The organism is Bordetella sp., from assembly GCF_051960075.1.
Lineage (GTDB): Bacteria > Pseudomonadota > Gammaproteobacteria > Burkholderiales > Burkholderiaceae_B > Bordetella.
This window is the reverse complement of sequence record NZ_JBQCER010000091.1, coordinates 41,301-68,103: the sequence shown is the minus strand read 5'-3', so window position 1 is coordinate 68,103 and position 26,803 is coordinate 41,301. Positions and strand designations below refer to the sequence as shown.

The following is a 26,803-nucleotide window of genomic DNA, read 5'->3' as shown; positions in this document are numbered from 1 at the left end:
CACGGAGCACGAACGCCATGCGCATTCGATCGGCATTGAAACTCTCGGCCATTACCCTGGCCTTGGCCACTTCGGCCTATGCGACCTCGACCCAGGCCGCCTCAGCCAAGGAACGCACCCTGCACTGGGCCTACCAAGGCGACGTGCAGTCCATGGACCCGATGTCGTTGAATGAATCCTTCACGCTGGGTTTCCAGGGCAATATGTACGAGTCCCTGTTCGGCTACGACAAGGATCTCAAGCTGGTGCCCCAACTGGCCACCAGCTGGGAAAACCCCGAGCCCAACAAATGGATCATCCACCTGCGCAAGGGCGTGACGTTCCATGACGGTTCGCCTTTCACCGCCGACGACGTGATCTTCTCCTGGAAGCGCAGCCTCACGCCCGGCTCCGACATGAAGGGCTACGGCGCCGAAGCGACGGACGTCAAGAAAATCGACGACTACACCGTCGAGATCGACACCGCCACGCCGCACCCCATTCTGCCGCGCGACTGGACCTTCCTCTACATGATGAGCAAGAGCTGGTCCGAGAAAAACAACACCACCCAGGCCACCGACGTCAAGAACGGCGCGGGCAACTACGCCAACATGCATGAAGACGGCACCGGCCCCTTCATGATGACCGACCGCGAGCCCGGCGTGAAGACCGTGCTCAAGCGCTTCCCCGGCTACTGGGACAAGAAACTCAAGACCAACGTCGACGAAGTCATCTTCCAGCCCATCACCCAGGAATCGACCCGCGTGGCCGCGCTGCTGTCGGGCGACATGGACATCGTCCAGCCCGTGCCCGTGCAAGACTGGGACCGCCTGAAGAACACCAAGGGCATCAAGATCCTGAACCGCCCCGAAGACCGCGCCATTTTCATCGGCTTCGACCAGTTCCGCCCCGAACTGCTCTATTCGAACGTGAAGGGCAAGAACCCCTTCAAGGACAAGCGCGTGCGCGAGGCCTTCATCCTGGCGGTCGACACCAACGCCATCAACCAGAAGATCATGCGCGGCGCGGCGCATCCGCTGGGTACGCTGATCGCCACCTCGATCAACGGTTACGATCCGTCCTTCGGCGCGCCGTACAAGCCCGACACGGCCAAGGCCAAGAAGCTCCTGGCCGAGGCCGGCTACCCCAACGGCTTCGAAGTCACGCTGGACTGCCCGAACGATCGCTACGTCAATGACGAAAAGATCTGCCAGGCCGTGGCCGGCATGCTGGCCAAGGTCGGCATCAAGATCGACCTGCTGGCCCAGACCAAGTCCAAGTACTTCGCCAAGGTACTGCCGCAGGGCGGCAACATGACCAGCATGTATCTGCTCGGCTGGTCGCCCAGCTCGGTCGACGCCGACAACGTGTTGATCAATCTGGTCCACTGCCCCGACAAGCCGGGTTTCGGCCAGTTCAACTTCGGTCACTACTGCAACAAGGATGTCGACGCGCTGGAAGCCCAGATCGGCGCCGAGACCGACCAGGCCAAGCGCAACGCGCTCATCAAGAAGGCCTTCATGATGGTGCACGACGACTATGCCTACATGACCTTGCATCAGCAGCCGCTGTCGTGGGGCGTGAAGAGCACGATCCAGGTCGCGCAGCGTCCTGACGATGTGCTCGATCTGCGCAATGTCGTGATGCCCTGACCCTCGAGCAGTAATGGGGCGGCCTGGGGCCGCCCCATGTTTTTTCTAAGGTACCCGGCACATGCTTTCCTTTATCGTGCGACGACTTTTGCAGTCGCTCCTGGTCATGCTGGTGGTCTCGCTGATCGCCTTTTCCATGTTCCGCTACGTCGGCGACCCGATCTCGGGCATGGTGGGCCAGGACACGTCTGAACAAGACCGCGCGAAACTGCGCGCCGAGCTGGGTCTGGACGACCCCTTCATCGTGCAATTCGCCCACTTCGTAGAGCACGCCGCGCAGGGCGACTTCGGCGTTTCGTACCGCGAACGCCGCCCGGTGAGCCAGCTGCTCGCCGAACGCTTTCCGGCCACGTTCGAGCTTTCCGTGATTTCCGCCATCCTGGCGCTGGTGCTGGGCATTCCCATGGGCATCTACACCGCGCTCAAGCGGCGCGGCGTCATATCCCAGGCCATCATGGGAATCTCGCTGCTCGGCATCTCGCTGCCGACCTTTCTCGTCGGCATGCTGCTCATCCTGTTCTTCGGCGTGGAACTGCGCTGGCTGCCCACCTTCGGGCGCGGCGATGTGGTGACCCTCTTCGGCAACTGGACCACCGGCCTGCTCAGCGTGTCGGGCCTCAAGTCGCTCATCATGCCGGCCATTACGCTGGCGCTCTTTCAGCTCACCCTCATCATGCGGCTGGTGCGCGCCGAAATGCTCGAAGTCATGCGCACCGACTTCATCAAATTCGCCCGCGCGCGCGGCCTGCCCGAGCGGCTCATCAATCTGCGCCATGCGCTCAAGAATACGCTGGTGCCCGTCATCACCATCACCGGCTTGCAGCTGGGCGGCGTCATCGCCTTTTCGATCATCACCGAGACCGTATTCCAGTGGCCCGGCGTGGGATTGCTGTTCATCCAGGCCATCGGCAACGTCGACATTCCCATCATGTCGGCCTACCTGGTGCTGGTGGCCTTCATCTTCGTGGTCATCAATCTCATCGTCGATCTGCTGTACTTTGCCGTCGATCCCCGACTGCGCGTGCAAAGCAAGTAACAACAAGGACGCGCAATGACTTCCCGATTCAAGAATTTCTTCGCTTCGGTCGCCGACAGCGACGTCTGGTACAGCTTCTGGCGCACCCCCAGCGCCGTGATCGCGGCCGCGATCACGCTGGCCGTCGTGCTGGCCGCCATCTTCGCGCCCATCGTGTCGCCGCATAATCCCTTCGACCTGGCGTCGCTCAACATCATGGACGCCAACACGCCGCCCGCCTGGGCCGCCGAAGGCAGCCGCGACTTCCTCCTGGGAACCGACGACCAGGGCCGCGACGTTCTCTCGGCCATTTTCTACGGTTCGCGCGTGTCGCTGATCGTAGGCGGCGCCTCGGTGCTGTTCTCCATGGTGCTGGGCGTGGCCCTGGGCCTGATCAGCGGCTATGTCGGCGGACGCCTGGACAGCATCATCATGCGTATCGCCGATGTGCAGCTCTCGTTTCCGGCCATTCTGATCGCGCTGCTGGTCGACGGCGTGGCGCGCGGCATCCTGCCCCGCGACATGCAGGAATCCATGTCGCTATACGTGCTGATCTTCTCCATCGGCATTTCGGGCTGGGTGCAGTATGCGCGTACGGTGCGCGGCTCCACCATGGTCGAACGCAACAAAGAATACGTGCAGGCGGCCAAGCTCATCGGCATCGGCCCGATCACCATCCTGCGGCGCCACATTCTGCCCAACGTGACCGGCCCGGTGCTGGTGATCGCCACCATCCACCTGGCGGTGGCCATCATCACCGAAGCCACGCTGTCCTTTCTCGGCGTAGGCATTCCCTCCACCACCCCGTCGCTGGGCACGCTGATCCGCATCGGCGACAGCTATCTCTTCTCCGGCGAATGGTGGATCTCGATTTTCCCCGGCGTGGCACTCGTCATCCTGGTCCTGGCGGTCAACCTGCTGGGCGACTGGCTGCGCGACGCCCTCAACCCCAAACTGCGTTGAGGAAGGCACCGCCATGGCTCTGCTCGACATCAAAGACATCCGCATCGAATTTCCCAGCCGCCGCGGCACGCGCACCGCGGTCGACGGCATCACGCTCGAACTGAACAAGGGCGAGATCCTCGGCGTGGTCGGAGAATCCGGCGCCGGCAAGTCCACCATCGGCAACGCCGTCATCGGCTTGCTCGAAGCCCCCGGCCGCCTGGCCGGCGGCCCGGTTCTGCTCGACGGCAAGCGCATCGACTCGCTATCCGACGCCGAAAAGCGCAAGGTGCGCGGGCGACGCGTCGGCATGATCTTCCAGGATCCGCTCACCTCGCTCGACCCGCTGCAAACGGTGGAAAGCCAACTGGCCGAAACCATGCAGGTGCACCTGAACATCACGCACGAACAGGCCTGCAAGCGTGCGGTGGATCTGCTCACCCAGGTCGGCATCCACCAGCCCGAGCTGCGCGTCAAACAGTATCCGCACCAGTTTTCGGGCGGCATGCGCCAGCGTGTGGTCATCGCGCTCGCGCTGTGCTGCGAGCCCGAGGTCATCATCGCCGACGAACCCACCACTGCGCTGGACGTATCCATCCAGGCGCAGATCCTCGACCTGCTGCGCAAGCTGTGCAGAGAAAAACAGGTGGGCATGATCATCATCACGCACGACATGGGCGTGATCGCCGACGTGACCGATCGCGTGGCGGTGCTCTACCGCGGCAAGCTGGTCGAACAGGGCCCCACGGCCAAGATCCTGGGCAATCCCGACCACCCCTATACCCGCAGCCTGATCTCGGCGGTGCCGCGTCCGGATATCAAGCTCAAGCGCTTCCCGCTGGTGACTTACATCGAAGACGTGAAGACGACGACGCAGATCGACGTCGCCACGCACTGGCTGGGCCAGGCGCGCAAAGACTTCGCCCGCAAGCAAACCCAAGGCCCGCTGGTGCAGGTGCGCGACCTGGGCCTGCGCTTCGTGCTGCGCAATGCCTTCCTCGAACGCAACCGGCGCACGCTCGACGCGGTCAAGCAGGTCAGCCTGGAAATCCCCGAGGGCGAGGTCTTCGGTCTGGTGGGCGAATCGGGCTCGGGCAAATCCACCATGGCCCGCCTGATTTCGGGCCTGTACAAGCCCACCGGCGGCGCCGTGCTCTTTGACGGCACCGACATCAACCAGCTCAAAAGCGAGCGGGCGCTCAATCCCATCCGGCGCCAGATCCAGATGGTCTTCCAGGACCCGTATTCCTCGGTCAACCCGCGCATGCGGGTGCTGGACATCATCGCCGAGCCCATCCGCTTCCATAAGCTGGCTGCGAACGAAGCCGAGGTGCGCCGCATCGTCGGCGACCTGCTCGACGTCGTGGGCCTGGGCGGGCAAGCCGCGGGCCGCTTCCCGCACGAGTTCTCGGGCGGCCAGCGCCAGCGCATCGCCATCGCCCGCGCGCTCGCCACGCGGCCGCGTTTCCTGATCTGCGACGAACCGACTTCGGCGCTGGACGTGTCCATCCAGGCGCAGATTCTCAACCTGCTCAAAGATCTGCAGGAACAGCTGCAGCTGACCATGCTCTTCATCAGCCACGATCTGCCCGTGATCCGCCAGATGTGCGACCGCGTGGGGGTGATGCGGCATGGCGAACTGCTCGAGGTCGCGGAAACGGAAACGCTGTTTACCGCGCCACAACACGAATACACCCAGCATCTGCTGGGCCTGATGCCGCGCCTGCAGCAGATGTCGCAAGAGGGATTGGAGATCGCGTAATGACTACCGAAACCCTACTTTTTACCGGCGGCCGCGTCTTCGACGGCCTGGGCCAGACCCTCGACGGCCACGCTGTAATGGTCGAAGGCGGACAGGTCGCCCGCGTTGCCCCTGCGGGCGAATTCCACGGCTATGCCGGCCGCAAGGTCGACACCGCCGGCATGACGCTGATGCCCGGCCTGGGCGACTGCCACGTGCACCTGGTCTACACCGGCGGGGCCGACCCCAACGGCATCATCAGCAAGCAGACCCCGGGCGAGATCACCCTGACCGCGCTGGAGAACGCCCAGACTGCGCTCAAGGGCGGCGTCACCGCGGTACGCGACTGCGGTGGCAAGGACTATCTCGAATTTTCGGTGCGCAACGCGATCGCGCGCGGCGCCTTCATGGGCCCCACTATTCGCGCGGCCGGCCGCATGATCTGCATGACGGGCGGCCACGGCAACCGCATGGGCCGCGTGGCCGACGGCGTCGACGACGTGATCCGGGCCGTGCGCGAGCAAGTGCACGCCGGCTGCGATCTGGTCAAGATCATGGCCACGGGCGGCGTGATGACGCCCGGCGTCAACCCCATGGACGCGCACTACACCGCCGAGGAAATGCGCGTGGGACTGCACGAGGCCAAGCGCTTTCACAAGAGCACGGCCAGCCACGCCCAGGGCACCGAAGGCATCCTCAACGCAGTGCGCGGCGGGGTCGATTCGGTCGAGCACGGCATTTACATGGACGAGGAATGTCTGCGCGAAATGCTCGAACGCCAGACCTACCTGGTGCCGACCATCGCCGCGCTCAAGAACATCCTGGACAACGCCGACAAAGGCATCCCGCCCTACGCGGTGGAAAAGGCCCGCAACGTGGCCGAGCGCCACCGCGAATCGTTCAAGATGTACTACAAAGCGGGTGGACGCATCGCCCTGGGCACCGACGCCGGCACGCCCTACAACCTGCACGGCGAAAACGCCATGGAACTGGCCTTCATGGTCGAGTTCGGCATGACCCCGGTCGACGCCCTGATCGCGGGCACGTCCCGCGCGCACGACCTCATGGGCCTGATCAACGCCGGCCGCATCCTCAAAGGTGCCCAGGCCGATCTGCTGCTGGTCAAGGGCGACCCCACGCAGGACATCGCCTGCGCCGCCCAGCGCGCCAACCACGTCGCCGTGCTCAAGGGCGGTGTCGTCGCCGCGGGCAGCCTGCCGGCGTAATACAAGACGCCACACCGATAGGGCCGGGAACCCCGGAGGAATCCGGGGCGCGGGGCCGGCCAACCGATGCCCGCCGGGCGGGCACCGCAATTGCACAGGGCAGCCTCAGCGTCTCAAGAGGGCAAACGCTGAGGCAATCAAGACAGCCCTGGCGTCTTAAAACCTGTTGCGCTACAGAGAAAGCCCGCTATCGGTTACAATGGCGCTGTGCCTCTCCAATCGGCACGCCTCCGCTGGCGTTTTGATCGCCACGCGCCGGGGCCATCGCAACGCCTTCCTCAACCCTGGCCGCGATCGCCCCTTCCCTCCTCGAATTGCCAGCCCGGATTGGCGTCGCTCGATTGAAGCGATGGGCTGAGCGCTGGAGTTGTTTTGACTACCACTACGAATACCTTTGCCGACCTCGGTCTGGCCGACACGCTTTTGCGCGCCATCGCCGAAACCGGGTACACCACCCCAACCCCCATTCAAGCCCAGGCCATCCCGCTCGTTCTGCAAGGCGGCGACCTGATGGCAGCCGCTCAGACGGGCACCGGCAAGACGGCGGGCTTCACCCTGCCCATCCTGCAGATTCTCACGCAGAACAAGCCTGCGGCCCGCAAAGCCGGCCGCCCGCGCTGCCTCATCCTCACTCCCACCCGCGAACTCACCGCCCAGGTAGCCGAGTCGGTGCAGACCTACGGCAAATACGCCGGCCTGACGTCCATGGTGATGTTCGGCGGCGTCAATATCAACCCGCAGATCAGCGCGCTGAGAAAGCCCGTGGACATTCTCGTGGCCACGCCCGGCCGCCTGCTCGATCATGCCGGCCAGAAGACCGTCGACCTCTCCGGCGTGGAAATCCTGGTGCTGGACGAAGCCGACCGCATGCTGGACATGGGCTTCATCCATGACATCCGCCGCGTGCTGCGCCTGCTCCCGGCGCAGCGCCAGAACCTGCTGTTCTCGGCCACCTTCTCGGAAGAGATTCGCCAGCTGGCGCGCGGCATCCTGCGCGATCCCGGCGAAGTCTCGGTCACCCCGCGCAACACCACCACCGAGCGCGTGGCGCAGTCGGTGCATCTGGTGCAGCAATCGCACAAGCGCGATATGGTCAGCCACCTGATCCGCGAAAGCGGCTGGCACCAGGTGCTGGTCTTCACGCGCACCAAGCACGGCGCCAATCGTCTGGCCGAGAAGCTGGTCAAGGACGGCCTGACGGCCGCGGCCATCCACGGCAACAAGAGCCAGTCGGCCCGCACCCGTGCGCTGTCCGGCTTCAAGGATGGCGGCGTGGCCGTGCTGGTCGCGACCGACATCGCCGCGCGCGGCCTGGACATCGACCAGCTGCCGCTGGTGGTCAATTTCGAACTACCCAACGTGCCGGAAGATTATGTGCACCGTATCGGCCGCACCGGCCGTGCGGGTGCGACGGGCACGGCGATCTCGCTGGTCGACGATAGCGAGATCAAGCTGCTCAAGGGCATCGAGCGTCTCATCAACAAGCCGATCGAACGCAAGCCTTTGCCGGCCGGTTGGACGGCGCCCGTGCGCAGCGCCGCCGAAGAGCGCGCCGAACTGGAAGACGACCGCGACGACGAACGTCCGCGCGGCGGCCGCGGCATGCGTAGCGAACCGCGCCGCGGCGGTCTAGGCCCGGGCCAACGCGCCGGCGGCAACGTCGGCAGCCGCAACGGTAGCGGCGTCAATCAACGCGGCGGCGCCAAGCCAGCCCAACCCAGCGGCCACGGCCGCGCCGCCCAGCCGCAGGGCGATCGCCGCGAGCCGCGTCCGGCCAGCCAGCCAGCGCGCCGCCCCGAAGGCGCCCGCCCGCAGCAGACCGGCGCCCAGCCGCGCCGCGCCGGCGCACTGCTGGGCAAGTAAGTCATAAACTGCCTGCCTCTCTCGCCTACCTAACCGCACCATGACGCTCGCCACCTGGCTCACTTTCTTTCTGGCCTGCTGGGCCATTTCGATTTCGCCAGGGCCCGGCGCGCTGTCGGCCATGTCGGCCGGTCTGAAATACGGTTTCCCGCGCGGCTACTGGAACACGGTCGGACTGATCCTGGGCATCCTGGGTCAGTTCCTGATCGTGGCGGTGGAACTGGGTGCCGTACTGGCTGCGTCCGAGACCGCCTTCACCGCGGTCAAGCTCCTGGGCGCGGGCTATCTGGTCTACCTGGGCGTAAAGCAGTTGCGCGCCCGCGCCGCGCCGGTCGCGCTCGAACCCGAAGAGCGAGGCACAGCGTCGGCGCGCGCGCTCATCATGCGCGGCATGCTGCTCAATCTCACCAACCCCAAGGGCACGGTGTTCCTGCTGGCGGTAGTGCCGCAATTCGTCGACCCCTCGCGGCCGCTGACGCAGCAATACGCCATGCTCGCCGGCTCGCTGGCCTTCACCGACATCGTCGTCATGGGCGTCTATACCCTCCTGGCGGCCAAGGTGCTGGGCCTGTTGCGCGGCCCCTCGCACATTCGCTGGATGAACCGCAGTATCGGCTCGCTCTTCATCGTCGCGGGCCTGTTTCTCGCCACTTTCCGCCGTCACGCCTGAAGCGAACGGCTTTCGCACACGCACCATGAGCATCCCCCAGGAAGTCGCTCGGCGACGCACATTCGCCATCATCTCCCACCCTGACGCGGGCAAGACCACGCTGACGGAAAAACTGCTGCTGTTCGCAGGCGCCATTCAGATCGCCGGCAGCGTCAAAGCCCGCAAGGCCTCGCGCCATGCCTCGTCGGACTGGATGGAGATAGAAAAGCAGCGCGGCATCTCGGTGGCCTCGTCGGTGATGCAGATGGAATACCGCGACTGCGTCATCAACCTGCTCGACACCCCGGGCCACCAGGACTTTTCGGAAGACACCTATCGCGTGCTTACCGCGGTGGATGCGGCACTGATGGTGATCGACGCGGCCAACGGCGTGGAGCCGCAGACCATACGCCTGCTGCAGGTCTGCCGCGCGCGCAACACGCCCATCATCACCTTCATCAACAAGCTCGACCGCGAAGTGCGCGAACCGCTCGAGCTGCTGGCCGAAATCGAATCGCACCTGGGCATGGACACCGTGCCTTTCTCCTGGCCCATCGGGATGGGCAAGACCTTTGGCGGCGTGTTCGACATGCGTCGCGACCGCATGCGCGTGTTCCGGCCTGGCCAGGAGCGCCTGTCCGACGCCGACGACGTGATCGAAGGCCTGGACAACCCCGACATTGCCGAGAAATACGGCGATGCCTTCGCCAAGGCGCGCGAAGAAATCGGCCTGCTCACCGATGCCGCTCCTGCCTTCGACCGCGAGGCCTTTCTTGCCGGCAAGCAGTCGCCGATTCTGTTCGGCTCGGCGATCAACAACTTTGGCGTGCAAGAGGTGCTGGACGCCCTGGTCGAGCAGGCGCCGCAGCCGGGTTCGCGCCAGGCGCTCGAGCGCGAGGTCAAGCCGGAAGAACCCAAATTCAGCGGCGTGGTGTTCAAGGTGCAGGCCAATATGGACCCGGCCCACCGCGACCGAGTGGCCTTCCTGCGCGTGTGCTCCGGCAAATTCGAGCGCGGCATGCGCATGAAGGTCGCCCGCACCGGCAAGGAAATCAAGCCCAACAACGTGGTCACCTTCATGTCGCAGCGGCGCGAGCTGCTCGACGACGCCTATGCCGGCGACATCATCGGCATTCCCAACCACGGCGTGCTGCAGTTGGGCGACGTGCTCACCGAAGGCGAGAGCCTGCGCTTTACCGGCCTGCCGTTCTTTGCGCCCGAACTCTTTCAGGCAGTCGAAGTGAAGGATCCGCTGCGCACCAAGCAGCTGCGCACAGGCCTGACTCAGCTCGGCGAAGAAGGCGCCATCCAGGTCTTCCGACCCGATGTGGCCGGCGGCGCGCTGCTGCTGGGCGCGGTCGGGCAACTGCAGTTCGAGGTGGTGGCCCATCGCCTCAAAACCGAATACGGCGTGGACGCACGCATGATGCCCTCGCGTTACACCATGGCCCGCTGGATCACCTCCGACTCGCCCGCCGCGCTGCGCAAGTTCATGGATGCCAATGCCGCCCATATCGCCTATGATGTGGTCGACGCGGCGGCCTTCCTGATCGGTTCGCCCGCTCAACTGCGCGTGGCCGAGGAGCTCTACCCGGATGTCAAGTTCCACGCCATGCGCGAGCACGGCGGCAAGGTGTTCTCCGAGAAGGCCTGACCGCGCGTCGGCTGGTAGAAGAGGCTAGAACGATGTCTTGGCGTTTCCTGATTGCAATACTCATCGTGGCGGCAGGCGCCTCCGCCTGGGGCGGCATCCAGTTGGGCAACTGGATGATCAGCCATGCGCCGCCGGCGAGCTCCAACGCCACCGCCAACCAGAGCAGCGACGAGTCCAATCTGCCCACGCTCGATGCCAACGGCCTGCCCTATACGGCCCAGCCGCCCCAGCCTCTGGTCAACGGCACCCTGGGCGTACCCGAAAAGCCGGCCACGCAAGATTGGTCCACGCGCCCCCCTTCGCTGTTCGACAGCGCCGACCCCAATGTGCAGATCTCGCGCGACAGCGTCACGCAGGATCAGGCCCAGGCCGCCGCCAATGCCAACAATGCCGCCCTGCCGACCGGCGCGTCCGACGTCGCCACGCTCGATCTCGAAAAACCGCCAGCCATCAGCCAGCCGCCTGCAGGCAGCGGCGGCTTCAACCAGACCCCCCTTACCGCCCAGATGGGTGGCGCGTCGGGCCAGCCCGCCGCCGCAAATTGGCAGGTCGCTTTGCATAACGCCGTCGAGCAATGCTCCAAGCTGGGCTTCTTCCAGCGGCCCTCCTGCGTCTGGGCCGCACGCAACCGATACTGCGAGCCCAACAACGCCTGGGGCTCGGTGAACGACTGTCCTGCCAAGCCGAGCAACTGATATTGCCGGCACGGCCATGAAAAAGGGCTCCGCGGAGCCCTTTTTCATTTGCTGCCGATACGCTGGTCTGCGCGGGTTTTCATTCCTCGGCGCGGACCTGACTCTGCAGGTAATTCTGCAGACCCATCTTGTCGATCAGCTCGAGCTGGGTTTCCAGATAGTCGATGTGATCTTCGGTGTCGTCCAGGATCTCGCGCAGCAGATCGCGCGAAACGAAATCTCGCACGGTCTCGCAGAAGGCGATGGCTTCTTTGAGCAAGCCTTGCGACAACTCTTCCACCTTGAGGTCGCACGTCAGGATTTCGGGCACGCTCTCGCCGATGAGCAGTTTGTGCAGATCCTGCAGATTGGGTAGGCCGTCCAGCATGAAGATGCGCTGGATCAGTTTGTCGGCGTGACCCATTTCCTCGATCGATTCCTGCCGCTCGTGCTTGCCCATCTTCTCGAAACCCCAGTGATCCAGCATGCGGGCATGCAGGTAATACTGGTTGATGGCCGTCAGTTCGTTGGTGAGCTGCTTGTTCAGATATTGAATGACTTGCTTGTCGCCTTTCATGCTGGGCTCCCGATGGCATTGCGCGGCTCATGCCGCGCTCGATTCGAGGTCGGACGCTGACAGCATACCCTGGCGTGTCGGCAGGCGGCTCATGCCTATCGCATTTCGTCGCCTGCTCTCGTTCTTGCCCGGATAATCACACGGCGCGGCGCGTGGCCAGCCAGATGCCCAGGCCGATGGGCACGATACCCGCCATGTCCAGCCACGATACCGGCTCGCGCAGAATCAGCCAGCCGAAAAACAGGCCCAGGGGCGGCATGAGAAAGTGCAGGGAGCTGGCCGACGTGGCGCTCTGGCGCTTGAGAATGGTGATCCACAAGGCGTAGCCGCCTATCGACACGCCCACGACGATATAGGCCATGTTCCAGAACAGACTGGCCGTAGGATGCACATGCCGCAGCGACTCATAGTGCACGGCAAAAGGCAGCAGCAATACGCCGCCCGCCAGCGCCTGCACGCCTGTCGTAACCCAGATCGTGGTCTTGGGCGCCATGCGCTTGTAAAGCAGCGTGCCCGCCACCAGCCCCAGCAGTCCGCCCGCCACCAACAGCGCGCCGTGCGGATCTTCATGCATGCCGACAAAGCGCGAACGCAGCACCAGCGCCACGCCGGCCAGTCCCAGGCATAGCCCGACGTATTGACGCCATCCCAGCCGCTCGCCCAGCACCGGCCCGGCCAAAAGACCCGTCAGAAGCGGATTGGTGCTGATCAGCACCGCGGTAAAGGCCGACGACACGGTCGTCATGCCGATCCAGCTCAAGCCCAGGTAAAGCGCGTTGTTGCACAGACCCAGCACCGTCAGGCATCCGAAATCGCGCCAGCCGATGCTGCGCAGGCCTCCCTTCAGGCCGCCCGTGGCTGCGGCCATGACCATCATCATCGACCCCGCAGCCAGAAAGCGCAGGGTTAGCAGGATCAGGGGAGGACAGTCCTCCAGCGCCACCTTGGCCGCCGCGAAGGCCGAACTCCAGAGTACGCAAAACAAGGCGATCATGCCCCAGGCCGTGCGCTGCCGGACATCCGGGCCGGCGTCCGCAAGCGGCGCACAAGGGTTCAAGGCGGGGGCGAAGGAGGGTTTCATGGCGAGCTGCCGGTGGGAAAAGGGCGACTGGCCGACGGCGGCCATGTCTGGAGCACCGATTCTGCGCTTAGCCCCATACATTGACAAATTCTTTGTTTAGATCAAAAGTATTTGAAATTCGAATGCTTTGTCTCGTCGAGGCCACGCCATGGATCTGGATCTGCTGCACAGTTTCGTCTCCGTCGTCGACGCGGGCGGCTTCACGCGGGCGGGCGAACGCGTACATCGCACGCAGTCCACGGTCAGCCAGCAGATCCGCAAGCTCGAATCCGACCTGGGCTGCGCCCTGTTTCGCCGCATAGGCCGGCAGGTGGACCTGACCGAAGACGGCGAACGGTTGTTGGGTTATGCCCGCCGCATGCTGGCCCTGTCTACCGAAATCCGCGAAACCGTGAGCGGCAAACCCCACCTGGAAGTCGTTCGCCTGGGCGTGCCTGATGATTTCGCCGTGCCCCAGCTGACCGCTCTTGCGGCGGATTTCGCCACCGCCCACCCACAAGCCCGCATCGCCATGCGCTGCGACCTGAGCGTGCAACTGGGCCGCGCGCTGGACCGCAGCGAGCTCGACATTGCGCTGATCAAGCGCGAGCCCGGCGCGGGCGACTGCCTGGCCGCCTGGCCCGAGCGCCTGCGCTGGCTGCGCGGCCACCGAGAATCCGACAAGCCGCTGCCCGATCCGATCCCGCTGGTGGTCTTTCCGCAAGGGTGCGTCTATCGCAACCGCGCCATTCACGCTCTGGAAAGCGCCGGCCGGCGCTGGCGCATTGCCTATGAAAGCCCCAACATCCACGGGCTACAGGCTGCGCTGGAGGGTGGATTGGGCGTGGGGCTGCTGGCCGAGCGCTGTATGACGCCCGGCACACAAAGTTGCGACGATCTGCTGCCGCCACCGGCGCCCAGCGAGCTGGCCTTGCACCTGAGCCCGCTGGCCGGCGCCGCGGCACGCGAGCTGGCGCAGGCCATCAGGCAATTCTGCCGCGACACGATCGAATAGCGCGCAGGGCAAAGCCCTTGCCGTAAGGCCGCGCGGGCCTCAGGCCGCCGCAGCGGCGGTGGGAAGAAGCGAACTATTGGCGGCCTGGCCTTGCTCGGCCATTACGGCGGCCGGCTTTGCCGGCATGGTGACGTCGCGGATCTCGCAAACGCTTGAAGCGCGCCCGCCGGGCAGATATTCGCAAGCCGTGCTGGCGCACCGGCCGCAACACGAAGCCACGCCCAGTTCAAACTGAAGATCGTCCAGCGACGCGGCGCCCGCGTCGACGCAAGCGCGAACCTGACGCTCGGTGATGGCATTACAGACGCAAATATACATGCGAATTATTATCATCTATATAAGCTGCATGCGCAAGCACTGAACACCCGGATATTGCAACGCTGGGCACAGATAAACAGAAGCCGGCTTTTACGCAACAGCCTGTTTGCCGGTTCGCGGCCGCGGATTTTGCATTTATATTTCATCCATATACGGGATATATTCCCATATATGGATGAAAAAATCGCCGATCAAAACCGCTCCCTCGCCGAACACCTGCGTGCGCTCCGTACCGACCGCGGCCTCACGCTGCAAAATCTCTCCGCCGAGAGCGGCGTGAGCCGGGCGACGCTATCCCGCATCGAGAACGGCGAGGTCAGCCCGACGGCGGAAACGCTCGGCCGACTGGCATCGGCGTTCGGCCTGCCCCTGTCGCAACTGCTGGCGCCGATGGAGACGAGTTTTGCGCCGCTGGTGCGTCATGCCGATCAAAGCGTCTGGCAAGATCGCGAGCATGGGTTCTCGCGGCGCACGCTCTCGCCGCCCAGCAGGCAGTTGAAGCTCGAGTTGATCGAGTGCGCGATCGAGCCTCGTCAACGCATTGCCTACGAGCGCCCAGCGTTCGCGGGCCATGAACATCATCTGGTGCTGTTGTCCGGTGCGCTCACGCTGAGCGTCGACGGCATACGGTACGAACTGGCCCCGGGCGACTGCCTGCGATATCGGCTGCGCGGCGCGTCGTCGTTCGAGACCGGCGATCAGGCCGCCCACTACCTTATCGCCATGACGTGAGGAACCGCCTTTCATGCAAGCGCAAATCATCGAACTCGACGGCCCCGCGCTCGAACAAAGACTGGCAGCGCTTGCGCGAATTCTCGCCGACAGCGTCGCGCTGGGCGCGGCGATCGGCTTCATGGACACGCTGACCCGGGACGACGCGGCCCACTTCTGGCGCGGCAGCGTCCAACCCGAGGTCATCGCCGGAAGACGAATTCTCTTCGTCGCGCAGCGCGACGAAGAGGTTCTCGGCACCGTGCAGCTCATCACCGGCATGCCGCTCAATCAGCCCCATCGCTGCGAGATCGCGAAGATGATGGTCGATCCGCGCGCGCGCAGACTCGGCCTGGGCCGGGCGCTCATGAACCGCGCCATCGACCGCGCCCGCGAGCTCGGCAAGACGCTCATTACCCTGGACACGCGCACCGGCGACGTCGCCGAACCGCTATACGCCTCGGTCGGCTTCGAGGCCGCGGGCGTGATTCCCGATTACGCATGGGACCCGGACGGCAAGGCCCGGCACGCGACCACTTACATGTACTGCAGGCTCTGAACGGACCTCACTGCTGCCGGAACACCAGCACCAGTCCGGCCAGTATGGCCGCCATGCCGGCCAGCGCCAGCCAGGGCAGGGCATTGCCCAGCACCAGGTAATCCAGCAGCACCGTCACCACCGGCACCAGGTAGAACAGGCTGGTGACGTTGACCAGGTTACCCGAGCGGATCATCCGGTACAGCAGCAGCTGCGCCACGACGGAAATCACCAATCCGAGCCAGAGCACCGGCACGAGCAGGCCCCAGGTCCATTCGATCGTGAAGGGCTGGAAGGGCACGCACAGCAGATAGAGCGCCAGGCTGACCGCATATTGCAGCGGCAGAACCTGATCTGGCGCCTGGTCGATCCGCTTCTGCATCAGCGCGCCCACCGTCATGCAGCCCAACGCGGCCAGGCCGAAGAGAATGCCGGCAAGCGAAAACCGGGCAACGGCCAGGCTCTCCCAGACCACCAGCGCCAGCCCGCCCAGCGCGAGCAGCAAGCCGACCAGGCGCCAGGGAGAAAATCGCCGTTCGGTGAGCAGCAGGGTCAGGATCGGCTGAATGCCGAGCAGGGTGGCCAGCAGCCCCGGCGTGACGCCGTACGCCATGGATTGGAAGTAGCACAGCGAATAGCCGCTGATCAGCAGCAGGCCCGCGAGCGCCACGCGCCCGCGGGTGCCGGGCGTGGGCAGCCAGCGGCGGCGGCCGCGCAACGCGGTCAGAAAGATCAGGGCCAGTCCGAACCGCAGGACCAGAAACGCCATAGGCGAACCGTGATCCAGGCCCCAGCGCGTGAAGATGGCGCCGCTGCCCCACAAGAGAACGAAGAGGGCCATAGTGGCCCACGATGAATGTCGAGATGTCATGTCTGGGACTCGTCTGTCGAATGATGATGACGAACTCCGCCCGGCCGGGTGCTCACCCGGCAACAAAGAATCAGGCTGGAGTCGCGAAAACGGCCGTGTCAGGCCGCAACGGTCATGCTCGGCGGCGGGTGCGCGCCGGAAACCGTCGGAGGTGCGACAGACGAGGGAGGAGGCATGGCCGCCCGCGCGCCAATGCCCGCTGCCTTGACGAGAGACGGGCAATCAACATAAAAGGCGCTGGATTTCATGGCGTGTGCGTGCCGTGCCGAAGTAGGATGTATTTACCGAGCGACTATACCTGCGTTATGCACGAAAGCCAACGCGACAAGCGGCGCTGCGCATCAACGCAGCACCTGCGCCTGCGCCTTGCGCACCGCCGCCGGCGCGATGCGCAGCGCTTCGCGATACTTGGCCACTGTACGGCGGGCAATCACGATGCCGCGCTCGGACAGACATTGCATGATCTGGTTGTCGGAGAGCGGCTTGCTGCGATTTTCTTCGGCCACCATCTTGCGGATGTGTTCCTGCACCGCCGTGGCCGACGCCGAGTCGCCGGTGTCGGTGGCCAGCCCCGTGCCGAAGAAGCGTTTGAGTTCCATCGTACCGAACGGTGTGAGCATGTACTTCTGTGTTGTGGCCCGCGAAATCGTGGATTCGTGCAGACCCAGCTCATTGGCGATGTCTTTGAGGATGAGGGGGCGCATGGCTGCGGCGCCGTGAGTGAGGAAATCCGACTGATGCGCCACGATGGCCTGCGACACCCTCAGGATGGTGTCGAAACGCTGTTCGACGTTGCGTATCATCCAGCGGGCCTGCTGCAGTTGGGCTTGCAAAGCCGTATGGCCGCCTTCGCGCCGACTGCCCAGCAGCTGGGCATAGACGCCATTGACGTGCAGGCGCGGCACCACCGCACTGTTGAGCACAGCCTGCCAGCCCTGACGGGTCTTGCGCACCAGCACGTCGGGCACGGCGTAGTCGGCTGCCGGCACGGTCCAGGCGCGCCCTGGACGCGGATCCAACCGCACGATCAGCGCATAAGCCGAGCGCAGCAACTCGGCATCGCACTGCAGGGCTTCTCGCAGCCGCGCCGGATTGCCCGCCGCCAGCAAAGGCAGATGCTGGGCGCATATCTGCCGGGCACAGGCCAGCACCTGGCTGTCGGCGGCTTCCGGCAGGCGCGAGACGTCGGGATTGCGCAATTGCAGCCACAGACAGTCGGCCATGTCGCGTGCGCCGATGCCGGGCGGATCAAAGGATTGCAGCAGCGTCAGCGCGGTGCGCAATTCATCGGCATCGACCTCGAGCTCGGGCGGCAGCCAGGTCAATATTTCGTCCAGCGGCGACCCCAGGTAGCCATTGTCGTCGAGCTCGTCGATCAGCACGCGCACCAGCGTCTGGTCGCGCGCCTGGGCTCGGGTAAGCGCAAGCTGGCCCAGCAGATGTTCGCGCAGGGTATCGGCGTGCGCGGCCTGCGGCAGATCGTCGTCGGGGTACACCCCGCCCGCGCCCGGCATCTCCTCGGCACGCAGCTCGGCCGACTCGCCGTACGAGTCGGCCTGTTCCAGCGAATCCTCGCGCTCGGGATCGGTCGCTTCGGCGACCGGGGCCGGTTCGTCGTCGCGCTCGAGCAGCGGGTTTTCGATCAGCGCCTGGGAAATCTCCATATCGAGCTCGATGGACGACAGCTGCAGCAGCCGGATGGACTGCTGCAGCTGCGGCGTCAGGGCCAGATGCTGGCCTTGGCGAATTTCCAGGGTGGGGCGATTGCTCATAGGTACAATCATAAAGGTCAATCGGACGCCGACCCTCGTACGCCAACACTTTCACGCGCCAGACATGCCAGCCACTCCCGATCGCATACGCCAGGATCGCCGTCTCATCGGCAAGACACTGTTCAAGCTGTCGTTGACGCGCCTGGCCATTCTGGCCGTAGGCATCGTCGTCGCCGCAGGCATCTGGATCTACATCGCATCTTGGATCCTGAACGACGCTTCGCCCTGGATTCAGGGCCTGGACCAGCGCATCGGCCTGAACTGGCAGCACATTCTGGGCCCCACGGCCGTCAGCCTTCTCAACGGTTTCATCAATCCCTGGCTGTGGCGCATCCTGGCGCTCATCTGGACGCTCATCGTCGCATACAGCCTCAAGGCATGGGTGCTGTCCAGCCTGGCCGCCGGTCGACTCTATACGGTCGACAGCCGCGTGCTGGCCGAGATGCACCCCCAGCTGTGCGATGAGGTGATCGACGTGCTGCGCTGGGTCTGGCAGGACCGCAGCGAGCCCTTCACCATCGGCGATCTGCAACGTGCCCACAAAGAGCTCGGCGGCAATCGCGTCGGCAAGATCGCCCTGGTGCGCGACCAAAGCGCCATTCTCGACCAGGGTAGCGCCGACGATATGCGTTCCGAGGACCTGCCGCGCGCAACACGGCGCCAGACCGAACCCACGCTCGGCCGATCTCGCTGACCGTCGAAAAATGCCCCAAAAGGGGGGCTTTTTGCCTTCGGGTGGCGCGCCAGCAAAAAGTTAGTTTGCGCCGCCACAAAAAATGTGAAAGACTAGAAAGATGAACGCGCAACGCACCTTTTTTGCACAAGCTGCGGCCCGGGGCAACGCCCGCGCCGGGTTTGCCGCCGCGCGTCTTTCCTGCAACGCCTCCCCTGTGGCCGTCTCGGCCGCGCTAGCGCTACCCCTAGACCTAGCGATCGGTTGCCGAGCCTAGCGTTCGTGGTGTTCGGCAGCCCCAGGCCCGCGGATCTCCCCGCCGCGGCGCAGCTTGCCACAAGCCCGCTTTCTGCTTAAAAATTTGAATCCAGCCCGCATACCTTGCGGACTGATGTCGGCACCGCTTTGCCACTGGCCGCCACCCTGGCCACCTGCCGGCACGACGGATTCACGAGACCCGAGGCCCCGAAATGATGTTCGCCAACCCCGCCAGCAAATACGTTCCCTTCCGCCCCTTCACGCGCGATTATTCCGAGCGCACCTGGCCCAGCAAGCGCATCACCCATCCCCCCATCTGGATGAGCACCGACTTGCGCGACGGCAACCAGGCCCTGATCGAACCCATGAGCGTCGAGCGCAAGCTGCGCTTCTTCGATCAGCTGGTGAAGATCGGCTTCAAGGAAATCGAAGTGGGCTTTCCCTCGGCCTCGCAGACCGATTTCGATTTCGTGCGCAAGCTCATCGACGAGAAGCGCATCCCCGACGACGTCACCATCATCGTGCTCACGCAGGCGCGCGAAGAACTGATCAGCCGCACGGTGGAATCGGCCGCCGGCGCCAAGCGCGCCATGATCCACCTCTACAACGCCTGCGCCCCGTCCTTCCGCAAGATCGTCTTCAACATGAACAAAGACGAGGTGAAGAACGTCGCGGTCACCGGCACCAAGCTGGTCATGAAATACATGGCCCAACATCCCGGCACCGACTGGCGCTACGAATATTCGCCCGAGGTCTTCTCCACCACCGAACCCGAGTTCGCGCTCGAAGTGGCCAATGCCGTGGCCGAGACCTGGGGCGCCACGCCCGAGCGCAAGCTGGTGCTCAACCTGCCCGCCACCATCGAGGCCACCCAGCCCAATCTGTACGCCGACCAGATCGAATGGATGTGCAAGAACCTGGCGCGCCGCGACAGCATCATCGTCAGCCTGCACCCGCACAATGACCGCGGCACCGCCGTGGCGGCCGCCGAGTTCGGCGTGATGGCCGGAGCCGACCGCATCGAAGGCTGCCTCTTCGGCAGCGGCGAGCGCACCGGCAACGTCGACCTGGTGACGCTGGCGCTCAACCTCTATACCCAGGGCATCCACCCGGGCCTGGATTTCTCCGATATCGACGAAGTGCGCCGCACCGCCGAGTACTGCAACCAGATCCCCGTGCATCCGCGCCACCCCTACGCGGGCGACCTGGTATTCACGGCCTTCTCCGGCTCGCACCAGGACGCCATCAAGAAGGGCTTTGCGGTGCAGAAACCCGACGCCGTGTGGGAAGTGCCCTACCTGCCCATCGATCCGGCCGACCTGGGCCGCAGCTACGATGCGGTCATCCGCGTGAACAGCCAATCGGGCAAGGGCGGCGTGTCCTACCTGCTCGAGCAGGAACACGGCCTGGTCCTGCCGCGCCGCCTGCAGATCGAGTTCTCGCGCGCCATCCAGCGCGTCACCGACGAGACCGGCCGCGAAGTGACCTCGGGCGACGTGTACGGCATCTTCGACAGCGAATACCTGGCGCAGACCTCGCCTTGGAAGCTCATCAGCCACCGCATCGAAAGCAACCCCTCGGCCGGCGAAGGCAAGCATTACACGGTCACGGCCGAACTCGACTACGACGGCGAGCGCCGCACGGTGCAAGGTAGCGGCGACGGCGCGCTGGCGGCCTTCGTCGCCGCCGTGGGCGAACCGATCCGCATCATGGACTACACCGAGCACGCCATCGGCACCGGCACCGACACCCGCGCCGCCTGCTACGTGGAAACGCGCGTGGGCGATTCGCCGACCGGTTTCGGCGTCGGCATCGACGGCGACATCGTCACGGCCTCGTTCCGCGCGGTATTGAGCGCGGTGAACCGTCGCGTGGCCGCACGCAGCATGATCGCCGAAACCGCCGAGGACGAAGCCATCGCATAACGCTTCAAAGCAGCCCCCGGAACGATCTTCCGGCACGGCCCGCCCCCTGAAAGCCAGCCCTTATCCGGGCTGGCTTTTTTTATTTCCTATGCTGCGCTGCAGCTAGCCACGCCGGGAGTTTTCCCCTATAAATTCCATATACAGAATATTTATTCATCATAAAAAATATAAGTCCGACCCAATCGGCTACCGGAGCAGGCACGCATGTCCCGCAATCCCCCCGTCTATTTCGTCTGCGGCGCCGAGACGCCGGGCTACCACCCCGCCAATCATCTGGGCACGCTCAACCGCCGCCTGATCGGCCCGGAAACCGTCGGCGCCAGGCACCTGGAGGTCATTCACGGCACGATCGAAAAAGGCCAGGGCGCCTTGCCCCATGCCCATCCCGGCATCGAGCAGGTCTGCTACGTGATCAGCGGCCGGGCCGTGGCCGAGGTGAACGGGCAGCGCAAAGAACTGGGCCCCGGCGATTGCTGCTTTTTCCCGCCGGACGCCATGCACGTCTTCACCGTCGTCAGCGACGAACCGGCCCAGATCCTGGTCATCTATTCCCCGCCGTATGAAGAATCCCCCGAACGCGTGGTGCGCCCCGCCTGAGGGCGGCCGAGCCGCGACACGAGCTCAAAGGAAGCGCGCATGAATTTCGATCTCACCGAAGATCAAACGTCCATCGTCCAGGCCGTGCAATCGGTCTGCTCCCGGTTCGACATGGAGTACTGGGATCGGCTCGATGTCTCCGGCACCTTCCCGCACGAGTTCTACAAGGCCTTGTGCGAGGGCGGGTGGCTGGGCGTGGCCATGCCCGAGGCCGTAGGCGGCGCGGGCCTGGGCATCGTCGAGGCGGCGCTGGTGATGCAGACCATCGCGCAATCCGGCGCGGGCATGAGCGGCGCGTCGGCCGTGCACATGAACATATTCGGCCTGAACCCGGTCGTGGTCTTCGGCACCGACGAGCAGAAGGCGCGCTTTCTGCCGCCGCTCATCGCCGGCCAGGAAAAGGCCTGCTTCGGCGTGACCGAACCCGACGCGGGACTGGACACCACCAAGCTCAAGACCTTCGCCCGCAAAGTGCCGGGCGGCTATTCGGTCAGCGGCCGCAAGATCTGGATCTCGACCGCGCAGGTCGCGGACCGCATCCTGCTGCTGGCGCGCACGCAGCGCCTGGACGAGGTGAAAAAGGCCAGCGAAAGCCTGTCGCTCTTCTACACCCGGCTGGACCGCAGCAAGGTCGAAGTGCGCAAGATCGACAAGATGGGCCGCGCGGCGGTCGACACCAACATGCTGTTCATCGACGACCTCTTCATTCCCGAGGAAGACCGCATCGGCGAGGAGGGCAAGGGCTTCGAATACATCCTGCACGGCCTGAACCCGGAGCGCGTCCTGGTCGCCGCCGAGGCCGTGGGCATAGGCCGGGCCGCCCTGGACATCGCCACGCGCTACGCCAGGGAGCGCGAGGTGTTCGGCCGCCCCATCGGCATGAATCAGGGCGTGCAGCATCCGCTGGCGCAGGCCTGGATGCAGCTGGAATCGGCCAACCTCATGATGCTCAAGGCGGCCTCGCGCTACGACGCCGGCCTATCGTGCGGCGCCGAGGCCAATGCCGCCAAGTACCTGGCGGCCGAGGCCGGGCACAACGCCTGCCAGACCGCCGTCATGACGCTGGGCGGCATGGGCTACTCGCGCGAGTACCGCGTCGAGCGCCTGCTGCGCGAGTCGTACATTCCGCGCATCGCGCCCGTCAGCCCGCAGCTCATCCTGTGCTTCATCGCCGAGCGCGTGCTGGGCCTGCCCAAGTCGTATTGAAAGAACCGCCATGATGAATCCGGATGCCAAACCCACAGGCCCCCTGGCCGGCGTACGCGTCGTCGACATGACCTCGGTGGGCATGGGCCCCTACGCCACGCAGATCCTGGGCGACATGGGCGCCGACGTGCTCAAGATCGAAGCCCCCGCCGGCGACGTGTTCCGCTATGCCGAGCCGGCGCTGCACACCGGCATGGGCGCGGCCTTCATCAATCTGAACCGCAACAAGCGCTATCGCGCGCTGGACATCAAGCGCGAAGACGACCTGGCCGAGCTCAAGACGCTGATCGCCGAGGCCGACATTTTCATTTCCAATGTGCGGCCGCAGGCGCTGCGCAGGCTGGGCCTGGACTACGAGTCGCTGCGCGCCGGCCATCCGCGGCTGATCTACTGCGGCGCCTACGGCTACGCCGAGTCGGGCCCCTACAGCGGTCAGCCGGCCTTCGACGACATCATCCAGGCGCGCTGCGGCATGGCGCAGTTCCAGGGCGCCAACGCGGGCGAGCCGCAATACGTCAACACCATCATGGTCGATAAAGTGTCGGGCCTGACCGTGACCTATGCCCTGGCCATGGCCCTGTACGAGCGCGAGCGCTCGGGCCAGGGGCAGGCCCTCGAAATACCGATGTTCGAGACCATGGTGTCGTTTCTCGCGCCGGAGCAGCTGGCCGGACAGACCTTCGTGCCGCCCCAGGGCCCGGCCGGATATCCGCGCGTCATGACGCCGCACCGCAAGCCCTATCGCACCGCCGACGGCCATATTGCGCTGCTGCCCTACACCACGGCCCAGTGGATGCGCTTTTTCACCCTGGCCGACCGGCCCGACCTGGTGGCCGATCCGCGCTATGCCGACCTCGCTTCGCGCAGCGCCAACATCGTCGAGCTCTATGCCACGTTGGCCGATATCGTCAGCGGTCGCACCACGGCGCAATGGCTGGCCTTGCTCGCCGATGCCGACATTCCCCACAGCGAAGTGCCGCGCTACGAAGACGTGCTGAACGATCGGCATCTGCGCGAGACCGGCATGGTCTTCGAATACGATCACCCCACCGAAGGGCGCCTGCGCGCGGTCGGCATTCCGACGCGCTTCTCGCGCACGCCGGGCAACATCCGGTCATGGCCGCAGGCGCTGGAACGCGATGCGGCGCACGAGAACAAGGAAGGCTGAATGGCCACGACGCAAAGCGCCGACAGGTCCGGCCACGCGAGCGTCAAGACGGCGCTGCGCGTAATCGAGATCATCGAGATCTACGCGCAGGAAGGGCGGTCGCTGACGCTGACCGAACTATCCAGGCTGCTGGACGCGCCCATGTCCAGCTGCCTGGGCCTGATACGCACGCTGGTGTCGCGCGGCTACCTGTACGAAACCGGCAAGCGGCAGGGCTACTACCCCACGGCTCGCCTGCTGCACGCCGCCCTGCGCATCGCGCACAACGATCCGGTGCTCGAACGCATGCAGCCCGTGATGCAATCGCTGCGCGACGCCACGGGCGAGACCGTCGTATTCGGTCAGCTCCAGGACAACCGGGTGCGCTATCTGGACGTGTGCGAATCGGCCAACCCAGTGCGCTACATCACCGCGCCGGGCGAGCTGCGCGAGCCGCATATCAATTCCATCGGCCGCGCCATCCTGGGCATGTCCAGCGACGACGCCCGAGACCGGATACTGGACAAGCTTTCGCTCTCGCCCGACGCGGCGCACGCGAATCTGGCGCGACAAGCCCTGGAATCGCAGTTGCGGCAATGGCGCGAGCAGGGGTGGTACCCCAACTTCGGCGAATCCCTCGCCGACCTGGGCGGCATCGCCGTTCCGATCCCGATCGGCGATGCCCTTTACGGCCTGTCGGTGGCGGGGCCTCTCTATCGCGTGCAGCCGCGCGCCGCCGAGATCGTCGCAGCGCTGCACGCCGCTGTGCGCACACTCGGTTCGCATGCGATGCGCGACGCCGATCCCCTCACACCGCCGCCGGAAAACCCCGCATGACCTCTGCCATTCCCACCTTGAGCCAGGGCTTTTACTGGCAGGACATCGCGGTCGGCCAGAAATTTCGTACCTTCCGCCGTACCATCACCGAGACCGATATCGTCAACTTCATCAGCGCCACGGGCATGCTCGAGACGATCTTCATCGACACGACCTTCTCGCACGGCGCGATCCAGGGCCGGCCGGTGCCCGGCGCGCTGACCTACAGCCTGATCGAGGGCTTCATCATGCAGGGCATGGTGCAGGGCACCGGCCTGGCCCTGCTGGAGGTGCACAAGAAAATGCTGGCCCCGGTCGTGGCTGGCGATACCGTCTGGGCCGAAATCGAAATCACCGGTATACGTCCGACTTCCAAGCACAACCGGGCAGTAGTAGTGTCTCTGATCGACGTTCGCAATCAACACGATCAACCCGTCATGACCTATACCGCGACCCGCATGCTGGCAGGCCGGCCCGATAACCCTGAACCAGGAAGCAGCCGTTCGGAACACTGAGTTTTTCTTGTCCGCGATCACGCGGAACAAAAAGGAGAGGAGGAAGAGGCATGAAAAAGCAAAACGGAAAAATGCGTAAATTCGTCAGGCAGAGCCTGGCCGGGATGGCGTTGCTGGGCGCGGGCATGGCAGCCTGCACCGCATCGCTCGCGGCGGCGGCCGGCCCTGTGCCGGACGCGATCACGGTAGGCACGCTGTACGCGTCCAGCGGCGCGTTCGCGGCGATCTCCATGCCGGTCTACAACGGGCTCAAGCTCTGGGTGAACGACATCAACGCCCACGGCGGCGTTTATGTGAAGCCCTATGACAAGAAGCTGCCCGTCAAGCTCATCTCGTATGACGACCAGAGCTCGACCAGCACGGCAACCACGCTCTACAACCAGCTCATCACGCAGGACAAGGTGGACCTTCTGGTCGCCGACTCGGGCTCGGTGCTGACCTCGGTGGCGGTACCGCTGGCGCGCGAGCACCAAAAACTGCTGTTCGATCAGACCGGCACGGGAACGAACTTCTTCTCGGCAGACAACAAATACAACGTGCTGCTCGACGACCCGGTTTCGTCGATCTGGCCGCACCGGCTGGCGCAGTTCCTCATCAACGAAGGACCCAAGCACCACATCCGCCGCGTCGCGATCCTGTACTCGACCAACGATTTCACCGGCGCGCAAGCCGAGGCGATGCACGGTTATCTGGAGGCCGCAAAAGGCAAGATCGACATCGTCTACTACCTCGGGGTGCCGACCAGCACGACGAACTACCAGGTGCTGATCCATCGCATCCAGGCCACGCATCCGGACGCGGTGCTCGAGCTCGGCTATCCGACCAATGACATCGCCTTTCTCAAGGCGCTGCATTCCACGGGATTCAAATTCCCGGTCGTGTTTTCGATCTATGCCGGCCTGGAGACCGACCTGCTGCAGAAGAACGCCGGCGACGACGCACTCAAGAATGTCTTTTCCTACGTGCCGGCCACGGGCGTCAAGTACAAGCCCTCGTTCGGCATGGATATGGAAGCGTTCACCACGGCCTATCGCAAGCTGTATGGCGCTGACGTCAATGTCGGGTTCAATGCCGTGGCGGGCTACAACACGGGTCTTGTGATCGAGAAGACGCTCAACACCACGCAAAGCATGGATCAGCTCGCCTTGCGCGACGCGGTGTTCGCTCAATCCGGCAAACTGACGACGCTCAACGGCTCGTTCGAACTCACGCCCGAAGGCGCGCAAAAAGGGAACCTGATGCCGATCGGGCAATTGCAAGCCAAGGGCAAGAGCGTCAGCATGGTGTCGGTCTACCCCGCCGACGTGGCGCAAGCCGCGCCGATTTTCGGCAGCCACTGAAACCGGCCATCAGACGAACCGGTCGCCCGGCTCGTCAGACGACTCCCGGCGCAAAGCCGGGAGTCAGTG

At 64.7% G+C, this 26,803-nt stretch carries 25 protein-coding genes; 20 read left to right on the top strand and 5 right to left on the bottom strand.

Going from position 1 to position 26,803, the window contains the following annotated elements; all coding sequences use genetic code 11:
• Positions 1–17: 17 nt before the first annotated feature.
• From ACTHJ1_RS15745 to ACTHJ1_RS15705, 9 genes are all read left to right on the top strand, one after another.
• The gene (locus ACTHJ1_RS15745) at positions 18–1,631 is read left to right on the top strand and encodes an ABC transporter substrate-binding protein (protein WP_440194148.1); all 1,614 of its coding nucleotides are present in this window, start codon (positions 18–20) and stop codon (positions 1,629–1,631) included.
• Between the two features lie 61 nt (positions 1,632–1,692).
• Complete coding sequence (locus ACTHJ1_RS15740) at positions 1,693–2,667, top strand: ABC transporter permease (protein WP_440194145.1); 975 nt, start codon at positions 1,693–1,695, stop codon at positions 2,665–2,667.
• A 15-nt stretch (positions 2,668–2,682) separates the two neighbouring features.
• The gene (locus tag ACTHJ1_RS15735) at positions 2,683–3,609 is read left to right on the top strand and encodes an ABC transporter permease (protein WP_440194142.1); all 927 of its coding nucleotides are present in this window, start codon (positions 2,683–2,685) and stop codon (positions 3,607–3,609) included.
• A gap of 13 nt (positions 3,610–3,622) precedes the next feature.
• The gene (locus tag ACTHJ1_RS15730) at positions 3,623–5,350 is read left to right on the top strand and encodes a dipeptide ABC transporter ATP-binding protein (RefSeq protein ID WP_440194139.1); all 1,728 of its coding nucleotides are present in this window, start codon (positions 3,623–3,625) and stop codon (positions 5,348–5,350) included.
• The gene (locus ACTHJ1_RS15725) at positions 5,350–6,555 is read left to right on the top strand and encodes an amidohydrolase family protein (protein ID WP_440194136.1); all 1,206 of its coding nucleotides are present in this window, start codon (positions 5,350–5,352) and stop codon (positions 6,553–6,555) included. Before ACTHJ1_RS15730 ends, ACTHJ1_RS15725 begins: the two co-directional genes overlap by 1 nt.
• 423 nt (positions 6,556–6,978) lie before the next feature.
• Complete coding sequence (locus ACTHJ1_RS15720) at positions 6,979–8,418, top strand: DEAD/DEAH box helicase (RefSeq protein WP_440194309.1); 1,440 nt, start codon at positions 6,979–6,981, stop codon at positions 8,416–8,418.
• Positions 8,419–8,458: 40 nt separating this feature from the next.
• Complete coding sequence (locus tag ACTHJ1_RS15715; RefSeq protein ID WP_440194133.1) at positions 8,459–9,088, top strand: LysE family translocator; 630 nt, start codon at positions 8,459–8,461, stop codon at positions 9,086–9,088.
• Positions 9,089–9,113: 25 nt separating this feature from the next.
• Complete coding sequence (locus ACTHJ1_RS15710; protein WP_440194130.1) at positions 9,114–10,721, top strand: peptide chain release factor 3; 1,608 nt, start codon at positions 9,114–9,116, stop codon at positions 10,719–10,721.
• 32 nt (positions 10,722–10,753) lie between these two features.
• The gene (locus tag ACTHJ1_RS15705) at positions 10,754–11,416 is read left to right on the top strand and encodes a hypothetical protein (protein ID WP_440194127.1); all 663 of its coding nucleotides are present in this window, start codon (positions 10,754–10,756) and stop codon (positions 11,414–11,416) included.
• Between the two features lie 79 nt (positions 11,417–11,495).
• Here ACTHJ1_RS15705 and bfr read toward each other — a convergent pair whose 3' ends face one another.
• Together bfr and ACTHJ1_RS15695 are read right to left on the bottom strand one after the other, a co-directional pair.
• Positions 11,496–11,972, bottom strand: coding sequence for a bacterioferritin (gene bfr / locus ACTHJ1_RS15700; protein ID WP_440194124.1), 477 nt, complete (start codon positions 11,970–11,972; stop codon positions 11,496–11,498).
• Between the two features lie 136 nt (positions 11,973–12,108).
• On the bottom strand, positions 12,109–13,053 hold the full coding sequence (locus ACTHJ1_RS15695; RefSeq protein ID WP_440194121.1) for a DMT family transporter: 945 nt from the start codon (positions 13,051–13,053) through the stop codon (positions 12,109–12,111).
• 148 nt (positions 13,054–13,201) lie between these two features.
• Between ACTHJ1_RS15695 and ACTHJ1_RS15690 the strand changes: the two genes are divergently transcribed.
• On the top strand, positions 13,202–14,047 hold the full coding sequence (locus ACTHJ1_RS15690; RefSeq protein ID WP_440194118.1) for a LysR family transcriptional regulator: 846 nt from the start codon (positions 13,202–13,204) through the stop codon (positions 14,045–14,047).
• A gap of 39 nt (positions 14,048–14,086) precedes the next feature.
• Here ACTHJ1_RS15690 and ACTHJ1_RS15685 read toward each other — a convergent pair whose 3' ends face one another.
• Positions 14,087–14,365 (bottom strand): (2Fe-2S)-binding protein, encoded by a 279-nt coding sequence (locus ACTHJ1_RS15685; RefSeq protein ID WP_440194115.1) that lies wholly within the window; start codon positions 14,363–14,365, stop codon positions 14,087–14,089.
• Positions 14,366–14,536: 171 nt separating this feature from the next.
• Between ACTHJ1_RS15685 and ACTHJ1_RS15680 the strand changes: the two genes are divergently transcribed.
• Complete coding sequence (locus ACTHJ1_RS15680) at positions 14,537–15,097, top strand: helix-turn-helix domain-containing protein (RefSeq protein WP_440194112.1); 561 nt, start codon at positions 14,537–14,539, stop codon at positions 15,095–15,097.
• A 13-nt stretch (positions 15,098–15,110) separates the two neighbouring features.
• Complete coding sequence (locus ACTHJ1_RS15675) at positions 15,111–15,635, top strand: N-acetyltransferase family protein (RefSeq protein ID WP_440194109.1); 525 nt, start codon at positions 15,111–15,113, stop codon at positions 15,633–15,635.
• 7 nt (positions 15,636–15,642) lie between these two features.
• Here ACTHJ1_RS15675 and ACTHJ1_RS15670 read toward each other — a convergent pair whose 3' ends face one another.
• Together ACTHJ1_RS15670 and rpoN are read right to left on the bottom strand one after the other, a co-directional pair.
• Complete coding sequence (locus ACTHJ1_RS15670) at positions 15,643–16,485, bottom strand: DMT family transporter (RefSeq protein WP_440194106.1); 843 nt, start codon at positions 16,483–16,485, stop codon at positions 15,643–15,645.
• A 341-nt stretch (positions 16,486–16,826) separates the two neighbouring features.
• Positions 16,827–18,257, bottom strand: a complete 1,431-nt coding sequence (gene rpoN / locus ACTHJ1_RS15665; protein ID WP_440194103.1) for an RNA polymerase factor sigma-54 — start codon at positions 18,255–18,257, stop codon at positions 16,827–16,829.
• Between the two features lie 64 nt (positions 18,258–18,321).
• Here rpoN and ACTHJ1_RS15660 point away from each other — a divergent pair, with 64 nt between their 5' ends.
• The 8 genes from ACTHJ1_RS15660 to ACTHJ1_RS15625 all read left to right on the top strand — a co-directional run bounded on the left by ACTHJ1_RS15660 (position 18,322) and on the right by ACTHJ1_RS15625 (position 26,734).
• Positions 18,322–18,951 (top strand): hypothetical protein, encoded by a 630-nt coding sequence (locus tag ACTHJ1_RS15660; RefSeq protein ID WP_440194100.1) that lies wholly within the window; start codon positions 18,322–18,324, stop codon positions 18,949–18,951.
• A 449-nt stretch (positions 18,952–19,400) separates the two neighbouring features.
• Positions 19,401–21,113, top strand: a complete 1,713-nt coding sequence (leuA, locus tag ACTHJ1_RS15655; protein WP_440194097.1) for a 2-isopropylmalate synthase — start codon at positions 19,401–19,403, stop codon at positions 21,111–21,113.
• Positions 21,114–21,317: 204 nt separating this feature from the next.
• Positions 21,318–21,710, top strand: coding sequence for a cupin domain-containing protein (locus ACTHJ1_RS15650; protein WP_440194094.1), 393 nt, complete (start codon positions 21,318–21,320; stop codon positions 21,708–21,710).
• A gap of 39 nt (positions 21,711–21,749) precedes the next feature.
• On the top strand, positions 21,750–22,916 hold the full coding sequence (locus ACTHJ1_RS15645) for an acyl-CoA dehydrogenase family protein (RefSeq protein ID WP_440194091.1): 1,167 nt from the start codon (positions 21,750–21,752) through the stop codon (positions 22,914–22,916).
• 10 nt (positions 22,917–22,926) lie between these two features.
• Complete coding sequence (locus ACTHJ1_RS15640; protein WP_440194088.1) at positions 22,927–24,084, top strand: CaiB/BaiF CoA transferase family protein; 1,158 nt, start codon at positions 22,927–22,929, stop codon at positions 24,082–24,084.
• Positions 24,085–24,900, top strand: coding sequence for an IclR family transcriptional regulator (locus tag ACTHJ1_RS15635; protein ID WP_440194085.1), 816 nt, complete (start codon positions 24,085–24,087; stop codon positions 24,898–24,900). It abuts the gene before it with no gap.
• A complete protein-coding gene (locus ACTHJ1_RS15630) occupies positions 24,897–25,394 on the top strand; it encodes a MaoC family dehydratase (RefSeq protein WP_440194082.1) in 498 nt (165 codons plus the stop codon). The genes ACTHJ1_RS15635 and ACTHJ1_RS15630 overlap by 4 nt, the downstream gene beginning before the upstream one ends.
• Before the next feature lie 50 nt (positions 25,395–25,444).
• On the top strand, positions 25,445–26,734 hold the full coding sequence (locus tag ACTHJ1_RS15625; RefSeq protein ID WP_440194079.1) for an amino acid ABC transporter substrate-binding protein: 1,290 nt from the start codon (positions 25,445–25,447) through the stop codon (positions 26,732–26,734).
• Positions 26,735–26,803 lie beyond the last annotated feature (69 nt).